Genomic DNA, 13,908 nt, shown 5'->3' with positions numbered 1-13,908 from the left:
TCGCCTGAGAAGTTACGGAGAGTAAAAATGAAAGTTCGTGCTTCCGTCAAGAAATTATGCCGTAACTGCAAAATCGTTAAGCGTGATGGTGTCATCCGTGTGATTTGCAGTGCCGAGCCGAAGCATAAACAGCGCCAAGGCTGATTATTTCGCATATTTTTCTTGCAAAGTTGGGTTGAGCTGGCTAGATTAGCCAGCCAATCTTTTGTATGTCTGTACGTTTCCATTTGAGTATCCTGAAAACGGGCTTTTCAGCATGGTGCGTACATATTAAATAGTAGGAGTGCATAGTGGCCCGTATAGCAGGCATTAACATTCCTGATCAGAAACATGCTGTGATCGCATTAACTTCGATCTACGGCGTCGGCAAGACCCGTTCTAAAGCCATTCTGGCTGCAGCGGGTATCGCTGAAGATGTTAAGATCAGTGAGCTGTCTGAAGAACAAATCGACACGCTGCGTGACGAAGTTGCCAAATTTGTCGTTGAAGGTGATCTGCGCCGTGAAATCAGCATGAGCATCAAGCGCCTGATGGATCTTGGTTGCTATCGCGGTTTGCGTCATCGTCGTGGTCTGCCAGTGCGCGGTCAGCGTACTAAGACCAACGCACGTACCCGTAAGGGTCCGCGCAAACCGATCAAGAAATAATCGGGGTGATTGAATAATGGCAAAGGCACCAGTTCGTGCACGTAAACGTGTAAGAAAACAAGTCTCTGACGGCGTGGCTCATATCCATGCTTCTTTCAACAACACCATCGTTACTATTACTGATCGTCAGGGTAACGCATTGGGTTGGGCAACAGCCGGTGGTTCCGGTTTCCGTGGTTCTCGCAAATCCACTCCGTTCGCAGCTCAGGTTGCAGCAGAGCGTTGCGCAGAAGCCGTAAAAGAATACGGCATCAAGAATCTGGAAGTTATGGTTAAAGGTCCGGGTCCGGGTCGTGAATCTACTGTTCGCGCTCTGAACGCCGCTGGTTTCCGCATCACGAATATTACTGATGTGACTCCGATCCCTCATAACGGTTGTCGTCCGCCGAAAAAACGTCGCGTATAACGCTCCGTTTTTTAGGTTAGTTGGAGATAGAAAATGGCAAGATATTTGGGTCCTAAGCTCAAGCTGAGCCGTCGTGAGGGCACCGACTTATTCCTTAAGTCTGGCGTTCGCGCGATCGATACCAAGTGTAAAATTGAACAAGCTCCTGGCCAGCACGGTGCGCGTAAACCGCGTCTGTCTGACTATGGTGTGCAGTTGCGTGAAAAGCAAAAAGTTCGCCGTATGTACGGTGTGCTGGAGCGTCAGTTCCGTAACTACTATAAAGAAGCAGCACGTCTGAAAGGCAACACAGGTGAAAACCTGCTCGCTCTGCTGGAAGGTCGTCTGGACAACGTTGTATACCGTATGGGCTTCGGCGCTACTCGTGCTGAATCACGTCAGCTGGTTAGCCACAAAGCAATCATGGTAAACGGTCGTGTTGTTAACATCGCTTCTTATCAGGTTAAAGCGAATGACGTTGTTAGCATTCGTGAGAAAGCGAAAAAGCAATCTCGCGTGAAGGCCGCTCTGGAGCTGGCTGAGCAGCGTGAAAAGCCAACCTGGCTGGAAGTTGATGCTGGCAAGATGGAAGGTACGTTCAAGCGTCAGCCAGAACGTTCTGATCTGTCTGCGGACATTAACGAACACCTGATCGTCGAGCTTTACTCCAAGTAAAGCTTAGTACCAAAGAGAGGACACAATGCAGGGTTCTGTGACAGAGTTTCTAAAACCGCGCCTGGTAGATATCGAGCAAGTGAGTTCGACGCACGCCAAGGTGACCCTTGAGCCTTTAGAGCGTGGCTTTGGCCATACTCTGGGTAACGCACTGCGCCGTATTCTGCTCTCATCGATGCCGGGTTGCGCGGTGACCGAGGTTGAGATTGATGGTGTACTTCATGAGTACAGCACCAAAGAAGGCGTTCAGGAAGATATCCTTGAAATCCTGCTCAACCTGAAAGGGCTGGCGGTGAGAGTTCAGGGTAAAGATGAAGTTATTCTTACTCTGAATAAATCTGGCATTGGCCCTGTGACTGCAGCCGACATCACCCACGACGGTGATGTTGAAATCGTCAAGCCGCAGCACGTGATCTGCCACCTGACCGATGAGAACGCAGCTATTAGCATGCGTATCAAAGTTCAGCGCGGTCGTGGTTATGTGCCGGCTTCTGCCCGAATTCATTCGGAAGAAGATGAGCGCCCAATCGGCCGTCTGCTGGTCGACGCATGCTATAGCCCTGTAGAGCGTATTGCCTACAATGTTGAAGCAGCGCGTGTAGAACAGCGTACCGACCTGGACAAGCTGGTCATCGAAATGGAAACCAACGGCACAATCGATCCTGAAGAGGCGATTCGTCGTGCGGCAACCATCCTGGCAGAACAACTGGAAGCTTTCGTTGACTTACGTGATGTACGTCAGCCGGAAGTGAAAGAAGAGAAACCAGAATTCGATCCGATCCTGCTGCGCCCTGTTGACGATCTCGAATTGACTGTCCGCTCTGCTAACTGCCTCAAGGCAGAAGCTATCCACTATATCGGTGATCTGGTACAGCGTACCGAGGTTGAGTTGCTGAAAACGCCGAACCTGGGTAAAAAATCTCTTACTGAGATTAAAGACGTGCTGGCTTCACGTGGTCTGTCTCTGGGCATGCGCCTGGAAAACTGGCCACCGGCAAGCATTGCTGACGAGTAACCGGATCACAGGTTAAGGTTTTACTGAGAAGGATAAGGTCATGCGCCATCGTAAGAGTGGTCGTCAACTGAACCGCAACAGCAGCCATCGCCAGGCTATGTTCCGCAACATGGCAGGTTCACTGGTTCGTCATGAGATCATCAAGACGACCCTGCCTAAAGCGAAAGAGCTGCGTCGCGTAGTTGAGCCGCTGATTACTCTTGCCAAGACTGACAGCGTTGCTAATCGTCGTCTGGCATTCGCCCGTACTCGTGATAACGAGATCGTGGCAAAACTGTTTAACGAACTGGGCCCGCGTTTCGCGAGCCGTGCCGGTGGTTACACTCGCATTCTGAAGTGTGGTTTCCGTGCAGGCGACAACGCGCCGATGGCTTACATCGAGCTGGTTGATCGTTCAGAGAAAGCAGAAGCTGCTGCAGAGTAATCTGTAGTAACGTAAAAAAACCCGCTCCGGCGGGTTTTTTTATATCCGCGATATCCCCACTTCTCTACAATGTCTGTATCAATTCTGTTCATTCCCTGGAGCTGGTAATGTGGTTGCTCGACCAGTGGGCAGAACGCCATATTCGCGATGCCCAAAATAAAGGTGAATTCGACGATCTCCCGGGAAGCGGCGAACCCCTTGTGCTCGACGATGATTCGCACATTGCGCCTGAACTGCGAGCTGGATACCGTTTACTGAAAAACGCGGGCTGTCTCCCTCCGGAGCTCGAACAGCGCAGAGAGGCTGTTGAACTGGCCGATCTTCTCAACGGTATCCGTCAGGACGATCCGCGACATTCTGAACTGAGCCGCCGTCTCGCCCTGCTTGAACTCAAGCTGCGCCAGGCTGGGATGAACACTGATTTTCTGCGCGGTGAATACGGTGAAAGATTGATGCAGAGAATAAACGAGGAGTAGTTATGTACCGTATTGGTGAACTTGCGAAGCTTGCGAACGTTACGCCGGATACCATCCGTTATTACGAAAAGCAGCAGATGATCGATCATGAAGTTCGTACAGAAGGAGGCTTTCGCCTTTATACCGATAACGATCTGCAGCGCCTGCGATTTATTCGTTATGCGCGTCAGCTCGGCTTCACGCTGGATTCGATCCGCGAGTTATTATCGATCCGCATCGATCCGGAACATCACACCTGCCAGGAATCTAAAAGCATTGTGCAGGCCCGGCTGGATGAAGTTGAAGCACGCATCCAGGAGCTGCAAACCATGCAGCGCTCTCTGCAAAGGCTGAATGATGCCTGCTGCGGGACGGCCCACAGCAGTATTTATTGTTCCATACTGGAAGCCCTTGAACAGGGGGCCAGTGGAGAAACCGAGGGCTGTTGATTTTTAGTCCATCCGGATCTAGACTCCCGTCGTCATAAACCATGCTCAGGAGAATTTATGAGCCGCTATCAGCACACGAAAGGACAGATAAAAGACAATGCCATTGAGGCGTTACTTCACGACCCGTTATTCAGGCAGCGCGTTGAGAAGAATAAAAAAGGGAAAGGAAGTTATCTGCGTAAAGACAAGCATGAAAAACGGGGTAACTGGGAGGCCAGTGGCAAGCAAGCGAATCGCTTATTTACCACTGGCCTTTCTGCTTTAAACTTTCGATTAAACGCGGTTATTCTGTTCTTTTAACAGATCGCGGATCTCACTCAGCAGCACTTCTTCTTTCGTTGGTGCAGGTGCAGCAGCCGGCTCTTCTTTTTTACGGTTGAGCCTGTTGATCAGCTTGATAGCCATAAAAATGGCAAACGCGACAATCACAAAATCAAATACGTTCTGAATAAATACGCCGTAGTGCATTACTACTGCCGGAACATCACCCTGCGCTTCACGCAGTGTGAAAGCGAATTGTTTGAAATCAATGCCCCCGATTAACAACCCTAATGGTGGCATGATAATGTCGGCCACTAATGATGAAACAATCTTGCCGAATGCTGCACCGATAATGACACCCACTGCCAAATCCACCACGTTCCCGCGCATCGCAAATTCGCGAAATTCTTTAATAAAACTCATTGTTCTCTCCTTGTGCCAGCTGACGAGTATAAGTTTAACAAATGATTAGCCAATTGCCATTCGGGATAATTAAACGTTATGAAAAATAAAAGGCACAGAAATGAAAAGGATAAAGTGCGGGTGCTCTTTCTAGAGCACCCTACTCTTTAAAGGAAGAATGGACTTGGCTGGAATAAACGTTCGACGTCAGTAATAAACTTTTTATCCGTAAGGAACATAATAACGTGATCGCCTTGCTCAATACGTAAATTGTCATTGGCAATCATGACGTCATTTCCGCGCACAACGGCGCCGATGATCGTGCCTGGCGGCAGCTTAATTTCGTCGATCGACCGGCCCACGACGCGTGATGTGGTTTCATCTCCATGCGCCACGGCTTCAATGGCTTCCGCTACGCCGCGGCGGAGCGATGACACACCGACAATATCCGCTTTACGAACATGGCTCAGGAGCGCGGAAATTGTCGCCTGCTGCGGCGAAATGGCAATATCAATAACGCTACCCTGGACCAGATCGACATACGCCTTGCGCTGGATAAGCACCATGACCTTCTTTGCACCCATACGCTTGGCGAGCATGGCGGACATTATATTCGCCTCGTCGTCGTTGGTGACGGCAATAAAAAGATCAACTTGATCAATATGCTCTTCAGCCAGCAGCTCCTGATCAGACGCATCGCCATAAAATACGATCGTATTTTGCAGTTTTTCCGCCAGTTCAGCAGCACGCTGCTGATCGCGCTCGATCAATTTTACGCTGTAATCTTTTTCTAACCGACGTGCCAGGCCTGCACCGATATTGCCGCCGCCGACCAGCATAATGCGTTTATAGGGTTTTTCGAGACGCTGAAGTTCACTCATTACGGCACGAATATGCTGTGAGGCCGCAATAAAGAAGACCTCATCACCTGCTTCGACAATCGTGGAGCCTTGCGGGCGGATTGGCCTGTCGTGACGGAAAATGGCTGCGACGCGCGTATCGATATGCGGCATGTGCTCGCGCATGGTAGAAAGCGCATTGCCGATCAATGGTCCACCGTAATAGGCCTTAACCACTGCCAGACTCACTTTACCCTCGGCAAAGTTCACCACCTGCAGGGCGCCCGGATATTCGATCAGGCGATAGATATTGTCGATAACCAGCTGTTCCGGTGCGATGAGATGGTCAATAGGGACCGCTTCGGAATTAAACAGTTTCTCAGCATCGCGAACATAGTCCGGAGAGCGAATGCGCGCGATTCGGTTTGGCGTGTTGAAAAGCGAGTAGGCCACCTGACAGGCCACCATATTGGTTTCGTCAGAACTGGTTACCGCAACCAGCATGTCGGCATCGTCGGCACCTGCCTCACGAAGAACCCGTGGGTGAGAACCATGACCCTGCACCACGCGCAGGTCAAACTTGTCCTGTAAGACACGCAGACGATCGCCGTTGGTATCGACTATGGTGATGTCGTTGTTTTCGCCCACCAGGTTTTCCGCCAGCGTTCCGCCAACCTGTCCTGCACCCAGAATGATAATCTTCATATCTCGTGACCTGTTCTCAACATCACTCTTTGATTAGCTTAGCGTAAAAGAAGCCATCACCCTCTTCGGCACCCGGCAGGTTCTGCAGACCCGGGGATTCAGGCGTTCCCGTATCGCGCAGCGCGGCGTCCGGGGTACGTTTAAGGAAGGCCGCGATTTGCTGGCTGTTTTCTTCCGGCAGTACGGAGCAGGTTGCATAGATCAGCGTTCCGCCAGGTTTGAGATGCGGCCAGATGGCGTCGAGAATGTCGGACTGCAGCTGGGCAAGTTCGTTAATATCACGATCGCGACGCAGCCACTTGATGTCCGGATGACGACGAATAACGCCGGTTGCAGAGCAGGGAGCATCCAGCAAAATGCGATCGAATTGCGTTTCACCACACCATTCTGCGGGTTTGCGTCCATCGCCTTGCTTAACCTGAGCCTTCATGCCCAGACGCTTGAGGTTGTCGTAGACGCGTGAAAGACGCTGTTCATCGACATCCACCGCCATCACGCTGGCCTGCGGAGCCACTTCAAGAATATGCGTCGTTTTGCCCCCTGGTGCGGCGCAGAGATCGAGGATCTTCTCACCGTTTTGGGGTTCAAGCCAGGTAATGCAACCCTGGGCAGAAGCATCCTGTACCGTTACCCAACCCTCTTCGAAACCCGGTAATGCATGTACCGGAGCGGGGGAGGCTAAACGTACGGCATCAGGGTATGCAGCGTGAGTGAAACCACTCATTCCAGCTTCTTCGAGTAATGCCAGCCATGCGTCACGGATGTGGTGATTACGATTCACGCGTAACCACATTGGCGGACGCTGGTTGTTGGCATCGGCAATGTCCTGCCACTGCTGCGGATAAGCTTTTTTCAGCCGCTTCAACAGCCAGTCCGGATGCAGGAAGCGCGCTTCGCTTTGGGCAAATTCAGCCAGAAGCTCTTCCTGCTGTCTCTGGAACTGGCGCAGTACGCCGTTGATCAGCCCTTTCAGCTGAGGACGTTTAATCGCAACGGCACCTTCCACCGTCTCAGCCAGCGCGGCATGAGGTGGGATGCGGGTATGAAGAAGCTGATAAAAACCCACCATAATCAAATAGTGTACGGTGCGCTGCTTGCCTGTCATTGGGCGTGACATATGCTTGTTAATCAACCACTCAAGCTGAGAAAGCGTGCGCAGAACGCCAAAGCAGAGCTCCTGAAGCAGGGCTTTGTCTTTATCAGAGACTTTTTGCTGCAGGGGAGGCAGGACGTTACTCAATGACTGGCCCTGCTCGATAACCTGCTCAACGGCCTGAGCCGCCATACTGCGTAGATTTTGTTTTTTCATAACCGTAAAAATAAAAATGCCCGGAAACACCGGGCCTTAAGAATAAATTTGCTCAGGCAAGACGCTTGCCCGGAATAAACCATTCGCGACGGGAATTTAACAGATCCTGAGCGCTCATGGCCTTCTTACCGGCCGGTTGTAGCGATTCAAGATTCAGGATCCCTTGCGCAGTCGCCACCTGGATCCCGTTCTTGTTGGCGTCAACAATCGTACCGGGTTCAGCCGTGGTAGTACCGCTAATGACGGAGGCTTTCCAGACTTTCACTGGCTGCTCATCAATCTCCATCCAGCTCATTGGCCACGGATTAAAAGCGCGGATGCAGCGTTCAAGTTGAGCGGCCGACAGGGACCAGTCGATCCGCGCTTCTTCTTTGCTCAGTTTTTCGGCATACGTCACCAGCGCGTCACCCTGAACTTCCGGTTTTGCCGTATTGTCAGCAAGCTGCTGAAGCGTCTCGATAAGACCTTGTGGGCCAAGGTCTGCCAGTTTGTCATACAGCGTGGCGCTGGTATCGTCTGGCGTAATGGGGCAGGCCAGTTTATACAGCATGTCGCCGGTGTCTAAACCTACGTCCATCTTCATGATGGTCACGCCCGTTTCGGCATCACCCGCCCACAGCGAGCGCTGGATAGGTGCTGCACCACGCCAGCGTGGGAGCAGAGACCCATGCACGTTGATACAACCCAGGCGCGGCATATCAAGCACAGCTTTTGGCAGAATTAAACCGTAAGCCACCACCACCATTACGTCGGCATTCAGGTCAGCAACCAGCTGCTGATTTTCCTGCGGGCGCAGCGATGCAGGCTGAAAAACAGGAAGCCCATGCTCTTCTGCCAGCACCTTGACCGGGCTCGGCATCAGTTTTTTGCCGCGACCTGCAGGACGGTCCGGCTGGGTAAAGACGCCAACAACCTGGTGACCAGACGATAGCAGCGCGTCAAGGTGACGCGCTGCAAAATCAGGGGTTCCCGCGAAGATAATACGTAGTGTTTTAGACACGATGATCCTTGTATCCGGGGGGACGTTATGCGCGAGAACGCAAACGATCCAGTTTCTCTACTTTCTGACGAATACGCTGCTGTTTCAGCGGCGAGAGGTAATCGATAAACAGTTTACCGACCAGGTGATCCATCTCATGCTGAATACAAATCGCCAGCAGGTCGTCTGCTTCCAGTTCGAACGGATTACCGTCACGATCCAGGGCGCGAATTTTCACTTTTTCAGCACGCGGCACTAACGCACGCTGTTCAGGAATAGACAGACAGCCTTCCTCGATACCGGTTTCGCCACTCTTTTCGAGCAACTCAGGGTTAATCAGCACCAGACGTCCATCGCGATTTTCAGAAACATCAATCACGATAATACGCTTGTGAATGTCCACCTGCGTCGCCGCCAGGCCAATGCCTTCTTCGGCGTACATGGTATCGAACATATCATCAACGATACGCTGGATTTCTGCATTCACTTCTTTGACCGGTTCAGCGACGATGCGAAGGCGCTCGTCCGGAATATGTAACACTTGCAAAACTGCCATAAATTTCCAGAGTCGTGTTCAGGAGTTGATAAGAATACTCCCTCTATTCTAGACAAATCCCCCATCGATTGACAGCATCAGTGACCAATCGCAATGATTGCGGAGGCCGCTTATGGCAGGGGAAAGGATGACGCCAATCGAGATATGGCTACGGCTTATGCACACAGGTTCTCTGTGTGGTGATGTCATGGTGGAAGCGGCTGCACGACTGCAGAGGCAGGAAGGCATCGACACGCTTGCCTTAAGAAATGCTGGACTGACAGCAAAGCAGGCTGAACGGTTCTTTGCGTTCAATGAGAGTGAGCTGGAACGTAGCCTGATATGGCTTGAGCAGCCGGGACATCATTTATTAACGGCTAATCATTCCCTTTATCCCCCTCTACTCCGCACGATCCCTGACTATCCCGGGGCATTATTCATAAAAGGTAACCCTGAGACGCTTAAAACTGTTCAGCTGGCGGTGGTAGGCAGTCGTGCGCCGTCATGGTACGGCGAGCGATGGGGGAAAATCCTGTGCGAACAACTTTCACAAAGTGGTTTCACGATTACCAGCGGGCTGGCCTGTGGTATTGATGGCGTTGCCCACGGCGCGGCGCTGTCAGTTAAAGGACGAAGTGTCGCGGTGCTAGGGAACGGTCTTTTTAGCATTTATCCACGCCGGCATCAGGCATTGGCGATGCGGCTCATCGAGTCTGACGGCGCGATAGTGTCTGAATTTCCGCTTTCCGCACAGCCCAGACCGGCAAACTTTCCGCGTCGTAATCGCATTATCAGCGGGCTTAGCAAAGGTGTGCTGGTGGTTGAAGCCGCGCTGCGAAGCGGTTCACTGGTCACGGCGCGATGCGCGCTGGAACAGGGACGAGAAGTCTTCGCCTTGCCTGGTCCGATAGGCAACCCCGGATGCGAGGGGCCCCACTGGCTGATTAAGCAAGGGGCAACACCGGTAACGGAAGTAGGGGATATTCTTGAAAATTTGCAATATGGGCTGCAATGGCTGCAGGAAGATCCCGAAAAGCGACAATATTCATCAGATCAGGGAAAGGTGGCATTGCCATTTCCCAAGCTCCTGGCTAACGTAGGAGATGAGGTAACACCTGTTGACGTTGTCGCTGAACGTGCCGGCCAACCTGTGCCAGTAACGGTAGCACAGCTACTCGAACTGGAGTTAGCAGGGTGGATCGCAGCTGTACCCGGCGGCTATGTCCGATTAAGGAGGGCATGCCATGTTCGACGTACTGATGTATTTGTTTGAGACTTACATCCATAACGAAGCAGAAATGCGAGTGGATCAGGACAAATTGACACAGGATCTTACCGATGCGGGGTTTGAGCGGGAAGATATCTATAATGCGTTGATGTGGCTGGAAAAACTGGCTGATTATCAGGAAGGCCTCGCCGAACCGATGCAGCTTGCTTCTGACCCATTGTCAGTACGCATTTATACCGCAGAAGAGTGTGAAAGGCTGGACGCCAGCTGCCGGGGGTTCATCTTATTCCTTGAGCAGATTCAGGTGCTGAACCTCGAAACGAGAGAAATGGTGATAGAGCGCGTCATGGCGCTGGATACAGCAGAATTTGAACTGGAAGATCTCAAGTGGGTGATCCTGATGGTTCTGTTTAATATCCCGGGCTGTGAAAATGCCTATCAGCAAATGGAAGAATTACTCTTTGAAGTGAATGAAGGTATGCTGCACTAATTCAATTTGCAGCACCAAGAGTTGTTATGGCCAAATCAGCACTATTCACGGTGCATAAAAACGAGCCCTGCCCGCAATGCGGGGCTGAACTTGTTATTCGGTCCGGGAAACACGGCCCGTTTCTCGGTTGTTCGCACTATCCGGAATGTGATTTTGTCCGTCCCCTGAAAAGCCAGGCGGATGGACATATCGTTAAAATTCTGGAGGGGCAGTCCTGTCCACTCTGCGGTGGTGAATTAGCCCTGCGTCAGGGGCGTTTCGGCATGTTTATTGGATGTAGCCGCTACCCGGAATGCGAACATACGGAACAAATTGATAAGCCTGATGAAACGGCAATTGCCTGCCCTCAGTGTCAGCGCGGTCAGCTGGTACAGCGCCGTTCCCGTTATGGTAAGACCTTTCATTCGTGCGATCGCTACCCTGACTGCCAGTTCGTTATCAATTTTAAGCCGGTAGCGGGAATCTGCCCTCATTGCAATTATCCGCTACTGATAGAGAAGAAAACCGCGCAAGGCATGAAACGCTTCTGCGCCAGTAAACAATGTGGAAAGCCGGTTACGGCGGATCAAAATAGTGAATAATAACCTGCCATCAGGCTCCATTGCGCATGCACTGGATGTTCTGAAAAATGAAGAAGTCATCGCCTATCCAACTGAAGCTGTTTTTGGGGTCGGTTGCGATCCTGACAGCGAGACGGCTGTGAGCCGTCTGCTTGCCTTAAAACAAAGACCCGTCGAGAAAGGGCTGATTTTGATCGCTGCGAATTACGAGCAGCTTAAACCCTATATAGATGACTCCATGCTGACGCCAGCGCAGCGCGAGACGATCTTCTCCGCGTGGCCTGGACCGGTGACCTTCGTCTTCCCTGCGCAGCCGACAACGCCGCGCTGGTTAACCGGACGCTTTGATTCCCTCGCCGTTCGCGTCACTGACCATCCGCTGGTGGTTGAGCTTTGTCTGGCGTTTGGTAAACCGCTGGTCTCAACCAGCGCCAACCTGACCGGATTGCCACCTTGTCGGACAACCGAAGAAGTGCTGGCGCAGTTCGGGAATGACTTCCCTGTTGCTGTCGGTGAAACGGGAGGGCGTCTGAATCCGTCTGAAATTCGCGACGCTTTAACCGGCGAACGTTTTCGCCAGGGGTAATCTCATGGAAACCTATGCTGTTTTTGGTAATCCGATTGCACACAGCAAATCACCGTTGATTCATCAGCAATTTGCGAAGCAGCTGCAGATAAATCATCCCTATGGACGCGTACTGGCACCGGTGGATGCATTTATTCCAACGCTGGAGGCTTTTTTCGCCGCGGGCGGTAAAGGTGCGAATGTGACGGTCCCGTTTAAAGAAGAAGCCTTCGAACGTGCTGATGAGCTGACCGAGCGCGCTTCACTGGCTGGTGCAGTCAATACTCTAAAACGGCTTGAGGATGGTCGCCTTTTTGGGGATAACACCGACGGAATTGGTTTACTTAGCGATCTGGAACGACTTTCATTTATTAAGCCCGGGTTCCGGGTCCTGCTGATTGGTGCGGGCGGCGCATCGCGGGGAGTACTGTTGCCTCTGCTTTCACTGGACTGTGCGGTGACCATTACCAACAGAACCTTTTCCCGTGCAGAAGCGCTGGCGGCGTTGTTTGCGCATACCGGCAGCGTGAGCGCGGTAGCGCTTGACGATCTTGCCGATCGTGAGTTCGATCTTGTCATTAATGCCACGTCCAGCGGCATCAACGGTGAGATCCCGGCAATCCCCGCTTCTCTGGTCAGTGCGCATATGTACTTCTATGACATGTTTTATCAGAAAGGGAAGACGCCTTTCCTTAACTGGTGTGAACAACACGGCGCGAAACAGTTAGCCGATGGACTGGGAATGCTGGTAGGTCAGGCTGCGCATGCGGTGCTGCTCTGGCACGGCGTGTTGCCTGCGGTCGAACCTGCCATTGAAAAGTTAAAGCAGGAACTTTCGGCGTGAACCAGGCTATTCATTTCCCGGACAGAGAGAGCTGGGATGAGAGTAAACAAGCGGTTTGTTTTCCGGTGCTGGTGCAGGGTATGCAACTTACCTGTGCCATTCATGGGAAAACGCTGCTGCGTCGTTTTGGCGGTTCAAACCCGATAGCGGTATTTTGCGAAAATCGCTGGGATCTGGAAGAGGAAGCCAGCGATTTAATCCGCGAACAGCAGGAAGACGATCAGGGCTGGGTTTGGTTATCCTGATCCAGATACTCATTCTTCCACGTAACGTAGTTGTTCGCTGAGTATTTTAACCCTTCGATCTCTGCCTCCTTCAGGGGGCGGATCTGTTTTACCGGGCTTCCTAGATAGAGATAGCCGCTCTCCAGCCGTTTGTTCTGCGGGACCAGGCTACCGGCACCAATCATTACGTCATCTTCTACTGTGACGCCATCCAGCAAAATCGACCCCATGCCAACAAGGACGCGATTTCCGATCGTGCAGCCGTGAAGCATCACTTTATGGCCGACGGTAACCTCTTCTCCAATGATGAGGGGATTGCCCTCCGGGTTATAGGAGGATTTGTGCGTGACATGCAGAACGCTACCGTCCTGAATGTTGGTACGTGCACCAATCGACACATAGTTAACATCTCCCCTGATGGCGACGAGCGGCCAGATGCTGACATCCTCGGCCATTCGCACATCACCAACGACCACGCTGCTGGCATCGATCATCACGCGATCGCCTTTTTGGGGGAACAGATCTTTATAAGGACGCAATACTGCAGACATATCTACCTCTAAGAATGGGCGCTATACAGAAGACTTTGATCGTATTAATGGATCGAGGCAAGGCAAAATACGTCAATATTTAAGCAGATCGGGCGGGATTTCAGCGAAAAGCGCGGAAAATCAGCAGTCGGAAAAAAAGATCTAAAAAATACTTGTGCTAAAAATTGGGATCCCTATAATGCGCCTCCATCGACACGGCGGATGTGAAACACTTCACAGACAACGCGGTCGGTTGAAGAGAAAAAATCCTGAAATAACGGGTTGACTCTGAAAGAGGAAAGCGTAATATACGCCACCTCGCAACGGTGAGCGAAAGCCGCGTTGCAACTGCTCTTTAACAATTTATCAGACAATCTGTGTGGGCAC

The 13,908-nt window shown here is 51.7% G+C and carries 21 protein-coding genes; 15 read left to right on the top strand and 6 right to left on the bottom strand.

The window, feature by feature from the left end:
• Positions 1 to 27 precede the first annotated feature (27 nt).
• From rpmJ to AC0TN7_RS00425, 9 genes are all read left to right on the top strand, one after another.
• Entirely contained in the window at positions 28 to 144 is a 117-nt protein-coding gene (gene rpmJ / locus AC0TN7_RS00465; RefSeq protein ID WP_000868187.1) for a 50S ribosomal protein L36, read from the top strand.
• A gap of 146 nt (positions 145 to 290) precedes the next feature.
• The gene (gene rpsM / locus AC0TN7_RS00460; protein WP_003863308.1) at positions 291 to 647 is read left to right on the top strand and encodes a 30S ribosomal protein S13; all 357 of its coding nucleotides are present in this window, start codon (positions 291 to 293) and stop codon (positions 645 to 647) included.
• A gap of 16 nt (positions 648 to 663) precedes the next feature.
• Positions 664 to 1,053 carry a 30S ribosomal protein S11 gene (gene rpsK, locus AC0TN7_RS00455; protein ID WP_003863312.1) on the top strand — a complete coding sequence of 130 codons (390 nt, stop codon included), beginning with the start codon at positions 664 to 666 and terminating at the stop codon, positions 1,051 to 1,053.
• 33 nt (positions 1,054 to 1,086) lie between these two features.
• The gene (gene rpsD, locus AC0TN7_RS00450) at positions 1,087 to 1,707 is read left to right on the top strand and encodes a 30S ribosomal protein S4 (RefSeq protein ID WP_004868345.1); all 621 of its coding nucleotides are present in this window, start codon (positions 1,087 to 1,089) and stop codon (positions 1,705 to 1,707) included.
• 25 nt (positions 1,708 to 1,732) lie between these two features.
• Positions 1,733 to 2,722, top strand: a complete 990-nt coding sequence (locus AC0TN7_RS00445) for a DNA-directed RNA polymerase subunit alpha (protein ID WP_002919219.1) — start codon at positions 1,733 to 1,735, stop codon at positions 2,720 to 2,722.
• A gap of 40 nt (positions 2,723 to 2,762) precedes the next feature.
• Entirely contained in the window at positions 2,763 to 3,146 is a 384-nt protein-coding gene (rplQ, locus tag AC0TN7_RS00440) for a 50S ribosomal protein L17 (RefSeq protein ID WP_001216368.1), read from the top strand.
• A 107-nt stretch (positions 3,147 to 3,253) separates the two neighbouring features.
• Positions 3,254 to 3,622, top strand: a complete 369-nt coding sequence (locus tag AC0TN7_RS00435; protein ID WP_024909664.1) for a DnaJ family domain-containing protein — start codon at positions 3,254 to 3,256, stop codon at positions 3,620 to 3,622.
• Between the two features lie 2 nt (positions 3,623 to 3,624).
• Positions 3,625 to 4,050 (top strand): Zn(2+)-responsive transcriptional regulator, encoded by a 426-nt coding sequence (gene zntR / locus AC0TN7_RS00430; protein WP_024909663.1) that lies wholly within the window; start codon positions 3,625 to 3,627, stop codon positions 4,048 to 4,050.
• Positions 4,051 to 4,107: 57 nt separating this feature from the next.
• Entirely contained in the window at positions 4,108 to 4,350 is a 243-nt protein-coding gene (locus tag AC0TN7_RS00425) for an alternative ribosome-rescue factor A (RefSeq protein WP_024909662.1), read from the top strand.
• On the opposite strand, the gene mscL is transcribed toward AC0TN7_RS00425, so the two are convergent.
• The 5 genes from mscL to def all read right to left on the bottom strand — a co-directional run bounded on the left by mscL (position 4,324) and on the right by def (position 9,101).
• Complete coding sequence (gene mscL / locus AC0TN7_RS00420) at positions 4,324 to 4,734, bottom strand: large-conductance mechanosensitive channel protein MscL (RefSeq protein WP_023309449.1); 411 nt, start codon at positions 4,732 to 4,734, stop codon at positions 4,324 to 4,326. The two genes, AC0TN7_RS00425 and mscL, sit on opposite strands and share 27 nt — an antisense overlap.
• Before the next feature lie 146 nt (positions 4,735 to 4,880).
• Positions 4,881 to 6,257, bottom strand: coding sequence for a Trk system potassium transporter TrkA (trkA, locus tag AC0TN7_RS00415; protein ID WP_024909661.1), 1,377 nt, complete (start codon positions 6,255 to 6,257; stop codon positions 4,881 to 4,883).
• A gap of 22 nt (positions 6,258 to 6,279) precedes the next feature.
• On the bottom strand, positions 6,280 to 7,566 hold the full coding sequence (gene rsmB / locus AC0TN7_RS00410) for a 16S rRNA (cytosine(967)-C(5))-methyltransferase RsmB (RefSeq protein WP_473701754.1): 1,287 nt from the start codon (positions 7,564 to 7,566) through the stop codon (positions 6,280 to 6,282).
• A gap of 52 nt (positions 7,567 to 7,618) precedes the next feature.
• Complete coding sequence (fmt, locus tag AC0TN7_RS00405) at positions 7,619 to 8,566, bottom strand: methionyl-tRNA formyltransferase (RefSeq protein ID WP_473701753.1); 948 nt, start codon at positions 8,564 to 8,566, stop codon at positions 7,619 to 7,621.
• Positions 8,567 to 8,591: 25 nt separating this feature from the next.
• A complete protein-coding gene (gene def / locus AC0TN7_RS00400; RefSeq protein WP_008503479.1) occupies positions 8,592 to 9,101 on the bottom strand; it encodes a peptide deformylase in 510 nt (169 codons plus the stop codon).
• A 127-nt stretch (positions 9,102 to 9,228) separates the two neighbouring features.
• Between def and dprA the strand changes: the two genes are divergently transcribed.
• The 6 genes from dprA to AC0TN7_RS00370 are packed head-to-tail and all read left to right on the top strand — an operon-like array spanning position 9,229 to position 13,012.
• Positions 9,229 to 10,353, top strand: coding sequence for a DNA-protecting protein DprA (dprA, locus tag AC0TN7_RS00395; protein ID WP_473701752.1), 1,125 nt, complete (start codon positions 9,229 to 9,231; stop codon positions 10,351 to 10,353).
• Positions 10,325 to 10,798 carry a DUF494 family protein Smg gene (smg, locus tag AC0TN7_RS00390; RefSeq protein WP_008503477.1) on the top strand — a complete coding sequence of 158 codons (474 nt, stop codon included), beginning with the start codon at positions 10,325 to 10,327 and terminating at the stop codon, positions 10,796 to 10,798. Before dprA ends, smg begins: the two co-directional genes overlap by 29 nt.
• 26 nt (positions 10,799 to 10,824) lie before the next feature.
• Positions 10,825 to 11,379, top strand: coding sequence for a DNA topoisomerase family protein (locus AC0TN7_RS00385; protein ID WP_370884621.1), 555 nt, complete (start codon positions 10,825 to 10,827; stop codon positions 11,377 to 11,379).
• Positions 11,372 to 11,944 carry an L-threonylcarbamoyladenylate synthase type 1 TsaC gene (tsaC, locus tag AC0TN7_RS00380; protein WP_370884622.1) on the top strand — a complete coding sequence of 191 codons (573 nt, stop codon included), beginning with the start codon at positions 11,372 to 11,374 and terminating at the stop codon, positions 11,942 to 11,944. Before AC0TN7_RS00385 ends, tsaC begins: the two co-directional genes overlap by 8 nt.
• Positions 11,945 to 11,948: 4 nt before the next feature.
• Positions 11,949 to 12,767 carry a shikimate dehydrogenase gene (gene aroE, locus AC0TN7_RS00375; RefSeq protein ID WP_473701751.1) on the top strand — a complete coding sequence of 273 codons (819 nt, stop codon included), beginning with the start codon at positions 11,949 to 11,951 and terminating at the stop codon, positions 12,765 to 12,767.
• Positions 12,764 to 13,012, top strand: coding sequence for a DUF1488 family protein (locus AC0TN7_RS00370; RefSeq protein WP_090421154.1), 249 nt, complete (start codon positions 12,764 to 12,766; stop codon positions 13,010 to 13,012). Before aroE ends, AC0TN7_RS00370 begins: the two co-directional genes overlap by 4 nt.
• On the opposite strand, the gene AC0TN7_RS00365 is transcribed toward AC0TN7_RS00370, so the two are convergent.
• Complete coding sequence (locus AC0TN7_RS00365) at positions 12,988 to 13,542, bottom strand: gamma carbonic anhydrase family protein (RefSeq protein WP_090421157.1); 555 nt, start codon at positions 13,540 to 13,542, stop codon at positions 12,988 to 12,990. The genes AC0TN7_RS00370 and AC0TN7_RS00365 overlap by 25 nt on opposite strands.
• Positions 13,543 to 13,908 lie beyond the last annotated feature (366 nt).

Source organism: Enterobacter sp. PL_is511 (assembly GCF_055816065.1).
The sequence above is the reverse complement of the archived record's forward strand: the minus strand, read 5'-3'. Positions and strand labels throughout refer to the sequence as shown.

Bases quoted from the DNA above. Each gene is read 5' to 3' on its own strand.
- AC0TN7_RS00435 (WP_024909664.1), top strand. From the start codon at position 3,254: ATGTGGTTGCTCGACCAGTGGGCAGAACGCCATATTCGCGATGCCCAA.
- smg (WP_008503477.1), top strand. From the start codon at position 10,325: ATGTTCGACGTACTGATGTATTTGTTTGAGACTTACATCCATAACGAA.
- trkA (WP_024909661.1), bottom strand. From the start codon at position 6,257: ATGAAGATTATCATTCTGGGTGCAGGACAGGTTGGCGGAACGCTGGCG.
- rplQ (WP_001216368.1), top strand. From the start codon at position 2,763: ATGCGCCATCGTAAGAGTGGTCGTCAACTGAACCGCAACAGCAGCCAT.
- AC0TN7_RS00385 (WP_370884621.1), top strand. From the start codon at position 10,825: ATGGCCAAATCAGCACTATTCACGGTGCATAAAAACGAGCCCTGCCCG.
- rpsD (WP_004868345.1), top strand. From the start codon at position 1,087: ATGGCAAGATATTTGGGTCCTAAGCTCAAGCTGAGCCGTCGTGAGGGC.
- mscL (WP_023309449.1), bottom strand. From the start codon at position 4,734: ATGAGTTTTATTAAAGAATTTCGCGAATTTGCGATGCGCGGGAACGTG.
- AC0TN7_RS00425 (WP_024909662.1), top strand. From the start codon at position 4,108: ATGAGCCGCTATCAGCACACGAAAGGACAGATAAAAGACAATGCCATT.
- zntR (WP_024909663.1), top strand. From the start codon at position 3,625: ATGTACCGTATTGGTGAACTTGCGAAGCTTGCGAACGTTACGCCGGAT.
- dprA (WP_473701752.1), top strand. From the start codon at position 9,229: ATGACGCCAATCGAGATATGGCTACGGCTTATGCACACAGGTTCTCTG.
- rpmJ (WP_000868187.1), top strand. From the start codon at position 28: ATGAAAGTTCGTGCTTCCGTCAAGAAATTATGCCGTAACTGCAAAATC.
- rsmB (WP_473701754.1), bottom strand. From the start codon at position 7,566: ATGAAAAAACAAAATCTACGCAGTATGGCGGCTCAGGCCGTTGAGCAG.
- rpsK (WP_003863312.1), top strand. From the start codon at position 664: ATGGCAAAGGCACCAGTTCGTGCACGTAAACGTGTAAGAAAACAAGTC.
- aroE (WP_473701751.1), top strand. From the start codon at position 11,949: ATGGAAACCTATGCTGTTTTTGGTAATCCGATTGCACACAGCAAATCA.
- AC0TN7_RS00445 (WP_002919219.1), top strand. From the start codon at position 1,733: ATGCAGGGTTCTGTGACAGAGTTTCTAAAACCGCGCCTGGTAGATATC.
- AC0TN7_RS00365 (WP_090421157.1), bottom strand. From the start codon at position 13,542: ATGTCTGCAGTATTGCGTCCTTATAAAGATCTGTTCCCCCAAAAAGGC.
- def (WP_008503479.1), bottom strand. From the start codon at position 9,101: ATGGCAGTTTTGCAAGTGTTACATATTCCGGACGAGCGCCTTCGCATC.